Below are 16,310 nucleotides of genomic sequence, written 5' to 3' on the forward strand. Positions count from 1 at the left end.
GCGACCCATGAAGTGTTTTTATCACCCTGATCAGGCGTTGCATGCGCCGCCGACCTTTCTGCTGCGCGGCCAACCTGCGCCTTCGCCGGAAGGCCCGGTGCGCGCTGAACTGCTTACCCAAGGGCTGGCAACGGCAGGGCTGACCCTGTCCACACCTGCCGAGGCGGATTCGCCTAAGCTGCGCAAGCGCCTGGAACAGATTCATACGCCGCGCTACCTGACGTTTTTGGACACCATTTACGCTCGCTGGCAGGCGCTGCCGAATGCGGCGGAAGTGGTTGCGCCCAACATTCACCCCTGCGGTGGCGGCCACCACTACCCGCGCCACCCGATCGGGCAAGCGGGATGGCATTTGCACGATATGGCCTGCCCGCTAAGCGCGACCAGTTTTCAAGGCGCGCTGGCCTCGGCCGCTAGCGCTGAAGCTGCAGCAGAAGAGGTGCTTAATGGCGCGTCTACAGCCTACGCATTGTGCCGCCCGCCGGGTCACCATGCCGGGCCGGAGCGCGCTGGGGGCTTTTGCCTACTGAACAATTCAGCGCTGGCCGCCACGGTGCTGCGTGAACGCTTCGCCAAAGTAGCGATCATCGATGTGGATCTGCATCACGGCAACGGCACCCAGGATATTTTCTATCACCGCAGCGATGTCTGGACGGGCTCGCTGCACGCTGACCCTAGTGATTTCTACCCGTTTTTTTGGGGCGGTGCTGATGAAGAGGGCTTTGATGAGGGCGTAGGTGCTAACGTTAATCTGCCCTTACCGGTAGGCAGCGACGGGGAGGTTTATCTCGATGCCCTGGCGATTCTGATTGATCACCTACAGCGCTATGAGCCCGATGCCGTGGTGGTAGCGTTAGGCTTGGATGCCCACAAAGATGACCCGCTAGCGGGGCTTACGGTAGAGACCGAAGCATTTATCGAAGTGGGTAAACGCTTGGCAGCGCTCTCGTTACCCATGGTGATTGTTCAGGAGGGAGGCTATCCCACCGAGCACCTAAGCGCCAACCTGACCGCTTTTATGCAGGGCTTCACGGCATGAGCAGAACCGGTTTCTATTGGCACGAACGCTGCTTTTGGCATGATCTGGGCGCGATTGGGGTATTTTCCGCGCCCGGTGAATTTTTACAGCCCCAAGCCGCCTCGGAAAGCCCGGAAAGCAAACGACGGCTGAAAAATATTCTTGAAGTCAGTGGGCTGATTGACGAGCTGAGCGTGGTTAAACCTCCTGCCGCTGCGATGGAAGATCTGCTGCGTTTTCATACCCCACGCTATTTGGATGAACTGCAGACAGGGGATAAAGCCCGGGGCGGCAACGGCGGCGACTGCGCACCTTACATGCCCGGCAGTTGGGCGGCAGCCACGCAGTCCGCTGGGCTGGCCATTGCCGCCGTTGAGGCTGTGGCGCAGGGCGAGGTGAGCAACGCCTACGCCCTATGCCGCCCGCCGGGGCACCATGCCGAAGCCGACCAGGGCCGTGGGTTCTGCCTTCTGGGCAATATCCCCGTGGCGGTAATGCGCGCCCGGGCCTTGGGGCAGGTTATCCGTGTGGCGATACTCGATTGGGATGTTCACCACGGCAACGGTCAGCAGGCGGCGTTTTATGGCGAGCCCAATGTGTTGACCGTTTCACTCCATCAAGCGGCGAACTACCCGCTGGAAACCGGCAGCTTTGACGAGCAGGGCGAAGGCGCTGGCCTGGGTGCCAACCTCAATCTGCCGCTGCCACCGGGCTGCGGGCTAGGCGCCTATGCCTACGCCATGGAAAAACTGGTGCTGCCTGCGCTGGAAGCCTTTAACCCCGAGCTAATCCTGGTGGCCTGTGGTTACGACGCCTGCGCTAAAGATCCCTTAGGCAAAATGCTGCTCAATAGCCAAGCATTCGCCACCATGACCGCTCAGCTTAAAGCGCTGGCCGAGCGCTGCTGTGGAGGCAAACTGGTATTTATTCACGAAGGCGGCTATTCGGAAGGCTATGTGCCGCTCTGCGGCCACGCGGTGATCCAAACCCTGGCAGGCAGCGCCACTGCCGTACCCGACCCGCAAAACGATGAAATTGCCGCTTGGGGCTATCAGGCCCTGCAACCGCACCAGCAGGCCTTGATGGATAGCTGGAGCCAACAGTGGGAGCAAGCAAACCGATGACACCGCTTTATGATCGCGATGGCTGGATTTGGCAGGACGGCGAGTGGCGCGCCTGGCGGGACGCCAAAGTGCACCTCTTTACCCATACGCTACATTACGGCATGGGCTGTTTTGAGGGAGTGCGCGCCTACGCTGGCCCCAGCGGCACGTATCTATTTCGTGCTGCTGAACATACCCGCCGCTTGGCAGAAAGTGCCCATTCGCTGGATATGCCGCTACCGTTTAGTGAAGCGGAGCTGATTGATGCCCAGCGCGAGTGCCTGACCAAAAATGGCCTGAGCAATGCCTACCTGAAACCTACCGTGTTTTTTGGTGCGGAAGGTTTAGGACTACGCGCCCAGGGGCTGACTACCCACGTCATGGTGGCCGCCTGGGATTTGGGGCCCTACATTTCACCCCAGGCCGCCACCCACGGTTTGCGCGCGCTGACCTCTTCCTGGGCGCGCCATCATGTCAATATCAGCCTGTGTCGGGCAAAAACCAACGGCCACTACGTCAACTCGATACTGGCGCTGAATACGGCGATCAAGGCTGGGTTCGATGAAACCATCATGCTCGACCCGGAAGGCTATGTGGCTGAAGCCTCGGCGGCTAACGTCTTCTTGCTCCGCGATGGCGTGCTACACACCCCGGAAGTGACGTCCTGCCTGCAAGGTATCACCCGGGATAGCGTGATTCAGCTGGCGCAAAAAGTGCTGGGTATTGAAGTGCGCGAGCGGCGGATCACTCGTGATGAGCTCTACACTGCCGATGAGGCGTTCTTAACCGGCACCGCTGCCGAAATACTTCCGCTTCGCGAGCTGGATGGGCGTCGCATTGGTGGACGTGTTGGCGCACCACCCGTCAATGAACCCATCAGCCCCGACAGCGTGACGGCGCAACTGCAGGGCCTATATCGCCAGGCGGTGCGGGGCGAACTGGATGACTTCAGGCATTGGTTAATGCCGTAGGGCTATTGTGGTAGGCAATCAGCATGCCCCGGTGCGAGGGCAGGTTTCCGCGAGGGCGCTGTGAACCCGTCCATGGGCGCTACTTTCGCCATCTGACCGCCATGGATGGCGGAAATGCCGGAATTGTCGGGAACATTTTCCGGCCCTGGAAAAAGACCCTCGCTCCAACCTGCCCTCGCACCTACTGAGCAGATTTACCCATTTAATCATGCGTGTTCTTTAATAGCCTGTTCGAGAGCATCCAATCTTCCTGGCTCTAGCGCAGCTTGCACGGCGGTAATGCGTATTACATTGGCAAGCTCTGGATGCGCCAAGCGAGCAACTAATACGCCTTTGTCTAGCAGTTGCTGGTGAACCTCAGCGGCGAGGTCGGCGCTGGGCAGGCGAATGCCGATAAAGTTGGTGGCGCTGGGGAGTACGTCGGCACCAAGTGCGCGAAAGTGCTCAGCCAACTGCTCACGCCGGGCTTTTACATCAGCGACGTGTTGGTGAACTTCGTCAGGGTGATCAAGCACCACTTCCGCAGCGGCCAGGGTCAATGACGATACTGCGTAGTGAATACGCACCTTCATCATCATCGCCAGCACGTCAGGGTCGGCGATGGCGTAGCCAATGCGCAGGCCCGCCAAGCCGTGAGCCTTGGAAAGCGTGCGTAGGCGAATCACTCCCGGTATTGCTTTGGCAGCGAACTCGCTGCCCGCGTCATCACGAAAATCCCCATAGGCTTCATCCAGCAGCAGCCAGCAGGTGTCGGGCAGCTCCTCGCGCAGTTTGAGAATGGCGCTGTCGCTGTGTAAGTGGCCGCTGGGGTTATCCGGGTTGGCCAGATACACCAGTCGTGCGTTTTCCTGATGGGCAGCGGCGGCCAGAGCTTCCAGGTCGGGGGCCAGCACGCCGGGCGCTTCATAATAGCTGGGCTCTACCAGGTTACAGCCCTGGCCTTTGGCAAAATAACCCAAGGTGGGGTAAGTGCCTGCGGTGCTCACCACGGTTTCACCCGGTTCGCAGGTGGTGCGCAGGGCCAGGGCAATCAAACTATCGGCACCGGCATCTACCAGCAGGGTTTCAAGCGCCATACCCTGTTGTTCGCTAATACGTTTGCGAACACCCAGCGCCTCGGCGTCGCCGTAGCAGTAAACGTGTTCGACCAGCGCATCGCCAAAGTGATCGCGCAGGGCGCGGTGAGGCATATCCAGGCCTTCGTTAGAGCCCAGCCGATGGGGGATTACCTTGCCAAGTCGGCGTTCTAGCACCTTAATGCCCGGAAATGGATTAGCAGGGCCTTCACTCAGTAAGTGGTTGGGGTAGCGGGGCATGTTGATATCCTAAAAACAATTATTAACTCAATATTTTACCGCGATTGAGAAGGCGATGTGGGTCTAGCGCCTGCTTGAGCGTATGCATCAATTCAATCTCGGCGCTGGAGCGGCAAGTGGCGAGCCAGGGGCGCTTCTCCAGGCCAATGCCATGCTCGGCGGAAACTGAGCCGCCCAGCGTTGCCAGCGGCTGGTAAACCATGGCTTCAACCTCTCGCCGCACTTCGATCTCAGCGCTCCCCACGCTAACGGAAATATGAAGGTTGCCATCGCCGAGATGACCAAATACCACCAGTTTCGCCTCTGCCCAGCGCTGGGTTAGCTGTGCTTCCAAGGCATTGGTGTAGCGCTGCATATCGGCAATCGGCAGGCTGACGTCGAAGGTGAGTACCGGCGCAAGGCCTTTGACCAACCCCTCAATATCTTCACGAATCGCCCATAGCCCATCGCGCTGGATGCTTGACTGCGCAATCACCGCATCGACAATCAGCTCGCTCTCTAACGCACTTTCTAATGCTTCGCTGAACTGAGTGGCATTGCGCTCGGCGTCGCTGCCCAGGGACTCAATAATCACATAAAACGGGTGCTCGGTAGCAATAGGTGGGGTATGACGCCCCAGCGTTTCGGTGAGCAGGCGGTAGTGGTTTTGCCACATCACTTCAAAGGCTCCCAGGCTGCCGCCAAGCGCTTTGCCCATATGGCTGAGCAGCCCGGTGAGTGCCTCAAACGAGGGGCAGGCCACCATCGCCGTTTGCTCGCTGGGGGTAGGTGGCTGCAGGCGCAGTACCGCGCGGGTCACAATCCCCAGGGTGCCTTCGCTACCGATAAACAGCTGCTTCAAATCGAAACCGGCGTTATTTTTCAGCATGTGGTTCATGGAGCTAACCACTCGGCCATCGGCCATGACCGCTTCCAGGCCGAGCACCTGCTGGCGCATCATGCCGTAGCGAATCACCCGCACGCCACCGGCGTTGGTGGCGATATTGCCGCCAATGGTGCAACTGCCCCGAGCGCCGAGATCCAGCGGGAACTGCAGACCGACCTCTTTCGCGGCTTCTTGAACCCGCTGCAGCGGTGCCCCCGCCTGCACGGTGAGGGTGCCGCCCACCTGGTCAATCGCTTCGATCGCGGTCATGCGTTCCAGGGAAATCACCAGCTCATCCGGGCTAGCTTCTGCGCCGTGTACCAACCCGGTTAATCCGCCGTGGGTGACCACCGGCTGCTGCAACTCATAGCAGGCGCGCATCACTGTGGAAAGCTGCTCGGTATCCGCCGGGCGAACAATCGCCCCAGCCTGGCAGGGGGCGCCGGTCATCCAATCCACGCGGCGGCTGTGCACATCATCGCCGGTCAATACATGGCCAGGGCCAACAATGGCGCGCAGCGCCTCCAGGGTTATTTGCATGTGTCTTCCTTAGCTTGTCTTTCCTATCCGATAAATTACGCTGTCGCTGCCACGGGCGCTTCGCGGCCGGGAATTGCCTTGAGCAGATCCTGGGTATACGCCTCTTTTGGGGCGAGGAAGATCTGCTCGGCGCTGCCTTGCTCGACGATGCGGCCGTGCTGCATCACCACTATACGGTCGCAGATATGCGCGGCGACGCGCAGGTCGTGGGTAATAAACAGCAGCGAAAGCGACAGCCGCTGCTTCAACTCTTCCAGCAGTTCCAGTACCTGGGCTTGAATCGAAACATCCAACGCCGAGACGGCTTCGTCCGCCACGATCAGCTCGGGGTTGAGCGCCAGCGCTCGGGCAATGCCGATACGCTGACGCTGGCCGCCGGAAAACTCGTGGGGGAAACGTTCCACGGCGCTGGCGCCTAAGCCCACCATGTCGAGCAGCTCGCCCGCCTGCTTGAGCGCCGCGGCTTTGGGCGTGCCGTTGGCAATCGGCCCCTGGGCTATCGCCATGCCCACTTTGGTGCGTGGGTTGAGCGAGGCGTAAGGGTCTTGGAAGATCATCTGCACCCGGTGGCGTTCACGGCGTAGCGCATCGCCTTTGAGTTGGGAAAGATTCACGCCATCCAGCAGCAGCTCGCCGCTGTCGGGGTGCTCCAAACGTACCACGCAGCGCCCAAGGGTGGACTTGCCCGAACCGGATTCGCCTACAATCCCCACCGTTTCTCCCCGTGCTAGAGTGAGCGAGACATCCTCAAGGGCACGCACTTCGCGGGAAGGTTTAAGGAATCCGCCCCGGGAGCGAAAGATCTTATTGAGCTGCTTGATCTCCAGCAGCGGAGCGACTTGGCTGGTTTCACGGTGGGGCGGCACCGCATTGCTGGGAATCGCTGCAATCAGCGCTTGAGTGTAGGCGTCTTGAGGATTTTCAAGCACCGACTTGGCGTCACCCAGCTCGACGATCTTGCCGTGGCGCATGACGCAGACGCGGTTGGCGATTTCGGCCACCACGCCAAAGTCGTGGGTGATAAACATCACCGACATCCCGCGCCGCTGCTGCAGGTCGCGAATCAGCTCCAGAATCTGCGCCTGGGTGGTGACATCCAGCGCGGTGGTGGGCTCGTCGGCAATCAGCAGAATGGGTTCCAGCGCCAGCGCCATAGCGATCATGACCCGCTGGCGCTGGCCGCCGGAAAGCTCAAACGGATAGGCGCGAATGGCCTTCTCCGGCTGGGGAATACCCACTTCGATCAACAGCTCCAGCGCGCGGGCCTGGCGCTCTTTGGGGTTGAACTGGCCGTGGGCTTCGAACACTTCGGCAATTTGCGCGCCTACCCGCATCAGTGGGTTAAGGGCGGTCATCGGCTCCTGGAAGATCATGCCAATTTTTAGCCCGCGCAGGGCGCGGTGCTGCTTTTCCGTCAGGGCAAGTAAATCCTGCCCTTCAAAGAGTATCTCGCCCTGAGTGGCGTTCACGCCCTTGGGCAGCAGCCCCATCACGGCGTTGGCGGCCATCGATTTACCGGAGCCGGACTCACCCACCACGCACATGATTTCGCCGCGCTTCACCTCGTAGCTAACGTCTTCCACCGCCAGGGCGCGATCCGCCCCTTTTGGGAGCGCAATGTTGAGGTCGCGAATGCTGAGGACGGTGTCAGCCGATTGATTCTCTGTAATAGGCATATAAAGTCCTTAGCGCTCGCGTGATAGTTTGGGGTTCAGTGCGTCGTCTAAACCTTCACCCACCAGGTTTAACGCCAGTACCGTCAGCAAAATCGCCACGCCAGGGAAGAAACTCAGCCACCACGCCTGGCGAATCACCGTGCGCGCAGCGCCTATCATATAGCCCCAGGACATCACGTTCGGGTCGCCCAGGCCGAGAAAAGACAGCGCCGACTCCAGCAAAATCGCGGTGGCCACCATTAGCGAGGCCAGCACGATAATCGGCGACAGCGTATTGGGCAGAATCTGACGCAGAATGATCGTGCTATTGGACTGGCCGACCAAGCGCGCGGCTTCGACATACTCGCGGTTACGCAGCGACATAAACTCGGCGCGCACCAAACGGGCCACCGGCGGCCAGCTGACAATCGCAATCGCCAGCACGATCGAGGTGATGCTGGGCTGCATGATGGCTACCAGCACAATCGCCAGGGCGAAGTTGGGGATGGTCTGGAAGAACTCGGTAAAGCGCATCAATATGTCGTCAATGAGGCCGCCGTAGTAGCCTGCAATGGCCCCCAAGGGAACGCCAATCAGCAGCGCCACGCTGGTGGATACCAGCCCGATCAACAGCGATACCCAGGCGCCATGCATTAAGCCTGAGGCCACGTTGCGGCCCATGGTGTCGGTGCCTAGGGGAAAGCCATCTTGCGAGAGCGGCGGCAAAAAGGGCCGCTGCACCATGCGCCAGGGCGATTCAGGAAACAGTAGCGGCGCCAGTATGGCCATGGCGATAATCAGCAGCAGGATGATCAGGCCGACGAGGGCGCCACGGTTTTGCGCGAAGCGTGCGAAAAAGCTCATGCGGCCCCCTTCTTGATGCGTGGATCAGCCAGGCTGTAGACCAAATCGGTGATGATATTGAAGACGATGACCAAGGCCGCCGAGAAGAAGAAAATGCCCAGCAGCAGGTTGTAGTCGCGCTGCTGTAGCGCTTCGAACATCAGCCGCCCGATGCCGGGCCAGGCAAACACCGTTTCGGTCAGGATCGCCCCGCCGACCATCTGCCCCGCCTGCAGGCCCGCTAATGTGATGATCGGCAGCAGGGCGTTACGCAACACATGGCGGCGCTGGATAATGCTGGGCTTCAAACCTTTGGCGCGGGCGGTTTTGACGTAATCCTGCTGCGCGGCATCCAGCATCGACGTGCGCGTCATGCGGGTGTAAATCGCCATAAAAAACAGCGCTAAGGTGGTCGCGGGTAGCACCAGATGCTTGGCAACGTCGAGCACCAGCGCAAACCCGGTATGGCCTGCCCCCACGGTGTAGAGGCCGTAGGCGGGCAGCCAACCCAGGTAGACGGAGAACACCACCACTGACATCAGCGCGACCCAGAACAGCGGCGTGGCGTAGAACACCAGCGCCAGGGCCATAATCAGTGAGCCAGAGGGTTTCTTGACCCGTGCCGCGGCCATGGAACCCGCCACGATGCCCAGTACCAGCGAAAGCACAAAGGCGGTGCCGGTGAGCAGCAGGGTGGCGGGCAGGCGCGCCATAATAAGGTCAAAGACAGGGACGCCCAACCGGTAGGAGTAGCCGAAATCGAGCATGGCAATGCCCGACACATAACGCCACAGCTGCACATACATCGGCTGGTCGAGCCCAAAGCGCTCGCGCAACTGGTTGAGAAACTCCTGGTCGGCAGCACCTGCTTCACCGGCCAGAATGGCGGCCGGGTCACCTGGGGCCAGTTGAATCAGCAGGAAGTTAAAAATAACGATTAAAAACAGCACAATCACGGCTTTAAATAGCCGCATCAGAATGAGGCGCGCGTAAACCATAAGTCGTTTTCCTGACTAATACCTTCAAGACATAGCTAAAAAAACCAGGTAGCTCGCGCTACCTGGGTGGCTTGGGTTTAGCGATCTAGCCAAGCATCTTTAAAGCCGTCGTTAACACCCACGCCGGAAGTAACCAGGTTCTGCACATCGCAGCGATACAGGGTCGGGAAGCCCAGTTCCATCAGCCAGCCAACGGGCACGTCTTCATGGAGGATTTCCTGTACTTCGCGGTAAAGTTTTTCGCGCTCTTCGTCGGGGAAAGCCGTGGCGGCCTCGTTAAACAGCTCGTCGACGCGCTCGTTTTCGTAGCCTTCCACGTTATTCCAGGGCGAACCCTTGGCAATATTGTCGGAAAGGTAGGTGCGTGAAATACCCAGTGCCGGGTCGCCGTACTGGTATAGGTAGGTAAAGGCGAGGTCGTAATCCCAATCGCCCAGGCGCTGGTTCCAGCCGCCCACATCGGTGGCTTGGGTTTCAACGTTAATACCCACTTCGCGCAGGTTCTGCTGTACGGCTTCGGCCCAGCGGGTCCAGGTTTCCCCATAGGGCAGCGGCAGAATGGTGATCTCTTCGCCGTCGTAGCCCATTTCATCCAGCAACTCACGGGCGCGTTCGGGGTTGTGATCGTAGGGTTCCAGGTCGTCGTTCTGGAAGCGCGCATTGGAGCCAAAGGCGGAGAGCGGCACATTGCCCAGGCCGTTCCACAGTACGTCTTTGGCGAACTCGCGATCCATGGCGTACATCACCGCCTGACGGAAACGTTTATCCGCCGTGGGGCCTTCGCGGTTGTTCATCCACAGCATGGCAAAGGGGCTGAAGTACTCGTGGCCCTCTTCGGTCATGCAGACATTATCCATCTCGGCCAGGCGGGGAATATCGAAGTTCTCGACGGTACCGCTCGGCAGCACGTCAATGGTTTCATTTTCGAACGCCACCGCACGGGAAGCGCCGTCAGGAATGATGTGCCAATTGACGCCATCCAGGTAGGGCAGGCCCTCTTCGTAATACTCTTCGTTTTTAACCAATTCTATCACCGTGCCGCGCTCCCAGTTGGAGAACTTAAACGGGCCGGTGCCAATGGGGTGGTCATTGTGCTCGTTATCGCGGAAGTCGGTACCCGCGTAGAGGTGCTCGGGCACCATGGTGAAAGTGCCTGCTTCAAAGGAGAGCAGGAAAGGGCCGAAGGGTTGAGTCAGGGTAAACACCACGGTGTGGTCGTCGGTGGCTTCGATACTCTCCACGTGCTGCAGCACGGCTCGGGCACTGGGGTTCAACTCGCGGTGGAAGACATCGGCGGAGAACACGACGTCATCGGCGGTAAAGGCTTCACCATCGTGCCAGGTAACGCCTTCACGCAGATGGAAAGTGTAGGTGCGACCATCCTCGCTGACCTCCCATGACTCCGCCAGTTGCGGCATGGGCTCTAGGTCGGTGGTATAGCGCAACAACCCTTCGTAGATATTGCCTGCCACGGTGCGGGTAGGGGCGTTTTGAATCATGCCCAGCACCAGGCCTGGCGGCTCGGGCTGAATGATGGTGTTAACGACGCCCCCTTCTTTAGGGTCGTCTGCCATAGCGGCGGAGGTAAAAGCGAGTGCTGCAGCGGAAATAGCCAAAGCTAAAGGTTTTTTCATGTTTCCTGCTCCTCGGTTATTAGCACGTAATGAGGTTACGTAGTCGTTAGGCGAGCGAGGCGTGTCAGACCCTGTTGTGATGTTTGTTAGGGATCTGTTTTGACCATAGCAGCACTTGGTAAAACTGTCGACAGTCGGCAATCGTTCGTCGACAAGTGGCTTTTTTTCGTCATACTGGGAAGAACACGTCATATCCTATGAGTGAATGCGATGGCCTCACCAACGGCGGCTCCCAGGGCCTTTATCCAGCAGCAGAACCTGGTCGAACAGGTGGCTGACTATTTAACCCAAGCGATTATTCAGCAACACTTTTTACCCGGAGAACGGCTCTCGGAAGTGCAGCTTTCCCGCGACTTGGGTGTTAGCCGCGCACCGGTTCGCGAGGCCGCTCGTTTGCTGGAAAGCCGTGGTTTATTGATCTCGAAACCGCGCCGAGGCTTCTTCGTTCGCGCGTTGAATGCCGTTGAACTCGAAGATGTGTTTGATTTGCGGCTCTGTCTTGAGCGCCATGGGATCGAACGCCTGGCAGAACGCTATACCGCCGATGCCCAGCGCGCTCTCAAGCAGCAAGTAGAGGTGCTATGTGAAGCGGCAGCCGGTAACGATGGCACCCGCCGCATCGAGGAGGATTTGCAGTTTCATCGACTGATGCTGCATTACGCAGGTAACGAGCGTCTGCTGCGCGCCTTTGACGACCTGTCCCATGAGCTGCGCCTCTGCATCACCCTAATTACCAAAACCCATGAAGCCCCCGACACCATTGCCACCAGCCACTTTAAGTTGCTCGACGCGCTGGATAGTGGCAGCCCTGCTGCCTGCCGTGAGGCGATTGACTACCATATCGGCGTTGCCCGCGATTTCGTAGTCAAGGGTGTGGGCGAAACCGGAGATAGTTCTGATGAAGATAGTGCCGATGAAGACGTTCTTCCACGCTGACCAACTGCTTCATCAGCCGCAAACCTACTTCTCCCGTGGCAAGATGCGAACACCCCAGGAAGTGCCTGAACGCGCCACGCACCTGCTGGCAGCCGCCAAGCAGCTAGGGTTTGATATTCAGGCTCCCGCGGATCATGGCGTGGCGCCGTTAAGGGCGGTGCATTCGCTGGCCTATTTGCGCTTTCTCGAAAGTGCCCATCGGCGCTGGCATGCCCTTGGCGAGGATTGGGGTGAAGAGGTTATCTCCAATATTTTTGTGCGTTCGCCCAATGCTCTGCGCGGCATCTTGGCGGAAGCCGGGCGTTACTTGGCTGACGGTAGCGCTCCCGTGGGCCAGCACACTTGGCAGTCTGCTTATTGGTCGGCGCAGAGTGCGGTCGCCGGGGCTGAGGCTTTATTAGCCGGGGAGCGATTTGCCTATGCGTTATCGCGCCCGCCGGGCCACCACGCGGGCATCGATTCCGCCGGTGGCTTCTGCTTTCTCAATAATGCCGCCATTGCCGCGCAGCACCTCACCTCGCACTACCCGCGCATCGTCGTGTTAGACCCCGATATGCACCATGGGCAGGGTATTCAGGAAATTTTCTACCAGCGCGACGATGTGCTGTATATCTCGATCCACGGCGATACCACCAACTTCTACCCAGCAGTGACTGGCTTTGAAGACGAGCGCGGGCAGGGGGTCGGGCTGGGCTATAACCTCAACCTGCCGATGCCCCATGGATCACAGGAGTCGGTGTTCTTTGACCGACTGGAGCAAGCCTGCCAAGCCATTCGCCTGTTCGAGCCTGATGCCATCGTGCTGGCGCTGGGGTTTGATATCTATGAGCTTGACCCCCAGGCCAAGGTCGCCGTTTCTACCGCGGGGTTTGCTGAGCTTGGCCGCAGGGTAGCGGGCCTGAACGTACCCACGCTGGTGGTGCAGGAAGGCGGTTACTATCTGGAAGGACTGGAAGCCAACGCGGTGAGTTTCTTCGAGGGGCTGCTTGGCAACAAAACGCCCTGACGATTAAGCCAGTATTTCCAAGCCTTATGAAGAGGGCTAGGTAATGTATGGAACACGGCGTATTCAAAAGAAACTGGCCGGTGCTAGCATGTCGCTTCACGCGACGCGTCACCTCCCAAAGAGACCCAGAGTCCCATGCTGGATATCAAGTATTACGTATTGATAGACGCCATTGCCACTCACGGCACGGTGCACGGTGCTGCTGCCGCTATCGGCATTACTCAGCCCGCGGCTACGCATCGCATTCGTGAAATGGAACGCCGCCTGGGTGTGGCGCTTTTTCACCGTGAAGGACGCCGACTGACGCTTTCCGCCTCAGGCGAGCGACTGCTTGAGACTGCACATGACGTGCTCCCTCGACTGCGCAGCGCCGAGCTCGAGGCGTGGCAACTGGCACGCCGGACCGAACCCGCTTTGCGACTGGGCATCGGCCCTTACGACACCTTCTCGAGGGCGATTCCGCATCTCTACGACCAGCATGAGCGTGACATCGACCTGGTACGCCTGTCCATGGCAGACATGACCACGGCGTTACTCACCAGTCGCGTCGACATGATCTGCATGATTGAGGTGCCCTCGCAGCGTGGCATTGCCCACCAGTTATTGTTCGAGGAGCCACTGGTGGCCGTTTTGCCGCCCGAGCACCCCTATGCGCAAAGCGACGCGGTGCCCGCCGAGGTATTCGATCAGGGGCGGCACTTTACCTACAGCATCACCCCCGAGTCCGGCCATGAGTTCGAGCATTTCTTCCAGCCAGCCGGCGTCTACCCGTCGCATATGGTTCAGATTGAGTCGGTCGCCCTGATCCTTGAGCTCGTCGCTGCTGGCAAGGGTGTGAGCATCCTATCGCGCTGGGCCGTTCAGGATGCACATCACGCCGGTCGCGTCGTCATGCGGCCATTGGCGGGTAACTTACTGCGCATTCCTTGGTATTTGGCCTATGCGCAAACGCCACGTATCACCGCCGTCGCCGAGCCGCTGGCGGCCACGCTCCGCCATCTCTACCGCACCGACGTGTGAGATAAGGCCGTATCCACCTCGGCGCGAGCTGGAACGATAAAAATCTCGTCGCAGATGGTCGGACATTCTCATTAGTATCCCCGTCCCCACACTTTTACTGTATTGCCACTCCCTAGCAACGATCTGCTAGCAACAACTGATCATTCACGAACTATCAGGAGAGGCAATATATGTCACAAGCTACGCTCGGCACCCAATCGGCCTCGCAAGACGCCACCAATGACCGCCATCCATTAGCGCGTTTCATCGATCTTGAACGCTACCCGATCCTGCAGCGCGATAGCGACGCCTACCAATCGGCGGTCGAACGCGTTCGTCAACAATTGCGTACCGACGGCTGTGCTCTGCTATCGAGCTTCATCCGCAAAGATCTTATCGAACCACTGCGCGAGGAAAGTGAGGCCCTGGCGCCAAAGGCGTTCTACTCGGACAACAACGTTAACCCTTACGTCACGCCGGACGATCCGTCTCTGCCCGAGGATCACCCTGCACGCTTCTTCCAGCACTACACCAATGGCTTCGTGGCGCGTGACCTGATCCCCGAGGACGCCATTGTCCAGCAGCTTTATCGCGACCCTGACTTCCAGCGCTTCGTTGCCGACTGCCTCGAAGAACCGGTGATTTACGAGTTCGCCGATCCTATCGCGGGGCTGGTGATCAACGTGATGCCCGACGACACCGAGCTGCCCTGGCACTTCGACACCAACGAATTCATCGTCAGCCTGATGACGCGGCGTCCCAATGAAGGCGGCGAATTCCAGTACGCGCCCAATATCCGCCGTCCCGGCGAGGAAAACTTCGCTGCCGTGCAGCGCGTACTTGAGGGTGACCACACCGACGTCGAATCGTTGACGCTCAAAACCGGCGACCTGCAGCTCTTCAAAGGGCGTTATTCCATGCACCGCGTCGCCGCCGCCAAGGGCCAGCGCCTCTGCACGCTACTAGGGTACGCCAAAACGCCTGACATGATGGGTAGCCTGGAGCACACCAAGCGGATTTACGGCCGCGTTACGCAGCAACACATCGACGCCGATAACCAGCGCCGTCACGACGCGCTCATGGGCTAGGTGCTACTGAACGCGACCCTTATTTCCCCACTTCACAAAAGGATGCCTTGCCATGGGCAATATCGTGTCACTCGCCGGATCAGTTCCCACGGGCGGCCCCTATGCCGGCGGGAGCTTCCGCCATGCCACGCTCGACGCCGCGCTGCTGTCGCGCGTCGAGCGCTACCGGCTGCAACGCCTGCGCCAGCAGATGAAGCATCACCAACTGGATGCGGTGATCCTGTTCGATCCCATCAACATTCGCTATGCCTGCGGCGTGCGCAACATGCAGGTCTACTCGCAGCGTAACCCTGCGCGCTATCTCTACGTGGCGGCGGATGGCCCAGTGGTGCTGTTTGAATTCAGCGCCTGCCTGCACCTGGCGGCCAACGCCGAGCTACTCGACGAGGTGCATCCCGCCCGGGCGGTGATGCCGCAGTACAGCGGTCCTCGCTGCGCAGCACATACCCAGGCCTTCGTCGATGACATCCGCAGCCTGTTCGAGCGTTCGCATACCCAGGGGCAGCGTCTAGGCATCGAGTCCGCACCCACCGGCGCCATCGAGGCGCTGGGCCTGGCTGGCTTCCAGTTGACCGACGCCGCCACCGTGGTCGAGGGCGCTAAGTCGATCAAGAGCCTCGACGAGCTGGCCCTCATTCACCGCTCGGTGACCCTGACCGAAGCCGCCATGACGCGTATGGAAGCCGCCATTCGCCCCGGCATGAACGAAAACGAGCTATGGTCGATCTTCAACCAGCACGTGCTGGCCACCGGCGGTGAATACGCCGAAACTCGACTTCTAACCTCCGGTGCACGCACCAATCCGTGGTTCCAGGAATGTTCGGACAAAATCATCGCTCCAGGCGAGCTGGTGGCCTTCGATACTGACATCGTGGGTTGCTTCGGCTACTACACCGATTTCTCGCGAACCTTCCATGTGCCCGGCGCAGGCGAGCCCAGCACCGAGCAAAAGGCGCTCTATCGCATGGCCGCCGACCAGCTCGAGCGCAACATTGCCCTGCTGCGCCCGGGCATGAGCTTTCGTGACTACTCGCAACAAGCGTGGCCGATACCCGATGGTTATCGCGAAAACCGTTACCTGGATATTGTTCACGGCTGCGGTATGACCGGCGAGTGGCCGCTGATCGCCCACGACATGGACTGGGACGACGTCGGCTACGACGGCACCATCGAACCCGGCATGACGCTCTGCGTCGAGGCCTATATCGGCCACCGAGACGGCACCGAAGGCGTCAAGCTGGAAGAGCAGGTGCTGATCACCGAAGATGGCATCGAACGCCTCTCGACCTACGGCTATTCCGACATGCTGATGGAAGAATGACGACGTAGCGCATCACT

14 protein-coding genes are annotated in these 16,310 nt (G+C 59.5%); 8 read left to right on the forward strand and 6 right to left on the reverse strand.

Annotated features, from left to right (window positions below):
- The first annotated feature begins 7 nt into the window (after window positions 1-7).
- From RO22_RS03130 to RO22_RS03140, 3 genes are read left to right on the forward strand one after another with little or no spacing between them, the layout of a single operon-like run.
- Window positions 8-1,039, forward strand: coding sequence for a histone deacetylase family protein (locus RO22_RS03130; RefSeq protein ID WP_041157570.1), 1,032 nt, complete (start codon window positions 8-10; stop codon window positions 1,037-1,039).
- Complete coding sequence (locus RO22_RS03135; RefSeq protein WP_041157571.1) at window positions 1,036-2,142, forward strand: class II histone deacetylase; 1,107 nt, start codon at window positions 1,036-1,038, stop codon at window positions 2,140-2,142. Before RO22_RS03130 ends, RO22_RS03135 begins: the two co-directional genes overlap by 4 nt.
- Entirely contained in the window at window positions 2,139-3,092 is a 954-nt protein-coding gene (locus RO22_RS03140; protein WP_041157572.1) for a branched-chain amino acid transaminase, read from the forward strand. The genes RO22_RS03135 and RO22_RS03140 overlap by 4 nt, the downstream gene beginning before the upstream one ends.
- A gap of 206 nt (window positions 3,093-3,298) precedes the next feature.
- Here the strand turns inward: RO22_RS03140 and RO22_RS03145 are convergent, their stop codons facing one another.
- From RO22_RS03145 to RO22_RS03170, 6 genes are all read right to left on the reverse strand, one after another.
- Window positions 3,299-4,408 carry a pyridoxal phosphate-dependent aminotransferase gene (locus RO22_RS03145; protein WP_041157573.1) on the reverse strand — a complete coding sequence of 370 codons (1,110 nt, stop codon included), beginning with the start codon at window positions 4,406-4,408 and terminating at the stop codon, window positions 3,299-3,301.
- Window positions 4,409-4,430: 22 nt separating this feature from the next.
- Window positions 4,431-5,813: an FAD-binding oxidoreductase gene (locus RO22_RS03150; protein ID WP_041157574.1), complete on the reverse strand. Its 1,383-nt coding sequence runs from the start codon at window positions 5,811-5,813 to the stop codon at window positions 4,431-4,433.
- A 35-nt stretch (window positions 5,814-5,848) separates the two neighbouring features.
- Complete coding sequence (locus tag RO22_RS03155) at window positions 5,849-7,489, reverse strand: ABC transporter ATP-binding protein (RefSeq protein ID WP_041157575.1); 1,641 nt, start codon at window positions 7,487-7,489, stop codon at window positions 5,849-5,851.
- A gap of 9 nt (window positions 7,490-7,498) precedes the next feature.
- Window positions 7,499-8,332 carry an ABC transporter permease gene (locus RO22_RS03160; RefSeq protein WP_027957407.1) on the reverse strand — a complete coding sequence of 278 codons (834 nt, stop codon included), beginning with the start codon at window positions 8,330-8,332 and terminating at the stop codon, window positions 7,499-7,501.
- On the reverse strand, window positions 8,329-9,309 hold the full coding sequence (locus RO22_RS03165; protein ID WP_027957406.1) for an ABC transporter permease: 981 nt from the start codon (window positions 9,307-9,309) through the stop codon (window positions 8,329-8,331). The genes RO22_RS03160 and RO22_RS03165 overlap by 4 nt, the downstream gene beginning before the upstream one ends.
- A 77-nt stretch (window positions 9,310-9,386) precedes the next feature.
- Window positions 9,387-10,943, reverse strand: a complete 1,557-nt coding sequence (locus RO22_RS03170; protein ID WP_041157576.1) for an ABC transporter substrate-binding protein — start codon at window positions 10,941-10,943, stop codon at window positions 9,387-9,389.
- A 210-nt stretch (window positions 10,944-11,153) separates the two neighbouring features.
- On the opposite strand from RO22_RS03170, the gene RO22_RS03175 reads away from it, so the two are divergent.
- The 5 genes from RO22_RS03175 (at window position 11,154) to RO22_RS03195 (ending at window position 16,293) form a co-directional block, all read left to right on the forward strand.
- On the forward strand, window positions 11,154-11,879 hold the full coding sequence (locus tag RO22_RS03175; RefSeq protein WP_041157577.1) for a GntR family transcriptional regulator: 726 nt from the start codon (window positions 11,154-11,156) through the stop codon (window positions 11,877-11,879).
- Window positions 11,857-12,885 (forward strand): histone deacetylase family protein, encoded by a 1,029-nt coding sequence (locus tag RO22_RS03180; RefSeq protein ID WP_041157578.1) that lies wholly within the window; start codon window positions 11,857-11,859, stop codon window positions 12,883-12,885. Before RO22_RS03175 ends, RO22_RS03180 begins: the two co-directional genes overlap by 23 nt.
- A gap of 135 nt (window positions 12,886-13,020) precedes the next feature.
- On the forward strand, window positions 13,021-13,905 hold the full coding sequence (locus RO22_RS03185; RefSeq protein ID WP_041157579.1) for a LysR family transcriptional regulator: 885 nt from the start codon (window positions 13,021-13,023) through the stop codon (window positions 13,903-13,905).
- A gap of 170 nt (window positions 13,906-14,075) precedes the next feature.
- Window positions 14,076-14,972 (forward strand): hypothetical protein, encoded by an 897-nt coding sequence (locus tag RO22_RS03190; protein WP_041157580.1) that lies wholly within the window; start codon window positions 14,076-14,078, stop codon window positions 14,970-14,972.
- 52 nt (window positions 14,973-15,024) lie between these two features.
- On the forward strand, window positions 15,025-16,293 hold the full coding sequence (locus RO22_RS03195) for a M24 family metallopeptidase (RefSeq protein WP_041157581.1): 1,269 nt from the start codon (window positions 15,025-15,027) through the stop codon (window positions 16,291-16,293).
- Window positions 16,294-16,310: the final 17 nt, after the last annotated feature.

The organism is Halomonas sp. KHS3, from assembly GCF_000830495.1.
GTDB classification, from domain to species: Bacteria; Pseudomonadota; Gammaproteobacteria; order Pseudomonadales; family Halomonadaceae; genus Vreelandella; species Vreelandella titanicae.

Bases quoted from the DNA above. Each gene is read 5' to 3' on its own strand.
- RO22_RS03130 (WP_041157570.1), top strand. From the start codon at position 8: ATGAAGTGTTTTTATCACCCTGATCAGGCGTTGCATGCGCCGCCGACC.
- RO22_RS03135 (WP_041157571.1), top strand. From the start codon at position 1,036: ATGAGCAGAACCGGTTTCTATTGGCACGAACGCTGCTTTTGGCATGAT.
- RO22_RS03140 (WP_041157572.1), top strand. From the start codon at position 2,139: ATGACACCGCTTTATGATCGCGATGGCTGGATTTGGCAGGACGGCGAG.
- RO22_RS03145 (WP_041157573.1), bottom strand. From the start codon at position 4,408: ATGCCCCGCTACCCCAACCACTTACTGAGTGAAGGCCCTGCTAATCCA.
- RO22_RS03150 (WP_041157574.1), bottom strand. From the start codon at position 5,813: ATGCAAATAACCCTGGAGGCGCTGCGCGCCATTGTTGGCCCTGGCCAT.
- RO22_RS03155 (WP_041157575.1), bottom strand. From the start codon at position 7,489: ATGCCTATTACAGAGAATCAATCGGCTGACACCGTCCTCAGCATTCGC.
- RO22_RS03160 (WP_027957407.1), bottom strand. From the start codon at position 8,332: ATGAGCTTTTTCGCACGCTTCGCGCAAAACCGTGGCGCCCTCGTCGGC.
- RO22_RS03165 (WP_027957406.1), bottom strand. From the start codon at position 9,309: ATGGTTTACGCGCGCCTCATTCTGATGCGGCTATTTAAAGCCGTGATT.
- RO22_RS03170 (WP_041157576.1), bottom strand. From the start codon at position 10,943: ATGAAAAAACCTTTAGCTTTGGCTATTTCCGCTGCAGCACTCGCTTTT.
- RO22_RS03175 (WP_041157577.1), top strand. From the start codon at position 11,154: ATGGCCTCACCAACGGCGGCTCCCAGGGCCTTTATCCAGCAGCAGAAC.
- RO22_RS03180 (WP_041157578.1), top strand. From the start codon at position 11,857: ATGAAGACGTTCTTCCACGCTGACCAACTGCTTCATCAGCCGCAAACC.
- RO22_RS03185 (WP_041157579.1), top strand. From the start codon at position 13,021: ATGCTGGATATCAAGTATTACGTATTGATAGACGCCATTGCCACTCAC.
- RO22_RS03190 (WP_041157580.1), top strand. From the start codon at position 14,076: ATGTCACAAGCTACGCTCGGCACCCAATCGGCCTCGCAAGACGCCACC.
- RO22_RS03195 (WP_041157581.1), top strand. From the start codon at position 15,025: ATGGGCAATATCGTGTCACTCGCCGGATCAGTTCCCACGGGCGGCCCC.